Genomic DNA, 457 nt, shown 5'->3' with positions numbered 1-457 from the left:
CACTTGATGAGGCTGTCCAGAATGGCGGCGATCCGCTCGAATTGATTGACGAAGCGGTGGGCTGGCACCGGCTTGTTGCGGCAAAGGCCCAAGTAGATGCCCTTGCTGATCTTGCCGGCGAGGACGCACTGGTAACGGCAACCGAGCGTTACGCCACGCTACGGCGTTTCAGCCCGGCATTTCTGGACGCCTTCACCTTCAAGGCGTCTGGAACAGGGACGGCACTGATCAAAGCCATCGATGTCATTCGCGATGCGAACACACGAAAGTCGCGCGACCTTACCGATGGCGTTCCACTGCCATTCCCCAATCGGCAGTGGAAGCGTCTCATCACCGAAAGCGGCCGTATCGACCGCCGACGTTATGAAATTGCGATCATGGCAACCTTGCGTGATCGTTTGCGCGCCGGTGATGTATGGATCGAGGGAACCCGCAACTATCAGCGCTTCGATGCCTA

The 457-nt window shown here is 58.2% G+C and carries 1 pseudogene; it reads left to right on the top strand.

Going from position 1 to position 457, the window contains the following annotated elements:
• A pseudogene (locus AACY52_RS31030) lies at nt 1-457 on the top strand (Tn3 family transposase); the annotation flags it as partial.

This window comes from Pseudomonas sp. EA_65y_Pfl1_P113 (assembly GCF_963970525.1).
In the GTDB taxonomy this organism is placed as follows: Bacteria; Pseudomonadota; Gammaproteobacteria; order Pseudomonadales; family Pseudomonadaceae; genus Aquipseudomonas; species Aquipseudomonas tritici.
Note: the sequence above shows the minus strand (reverse complement) of the source record. Positions and strands in the feature narration are given on the sequence as shown.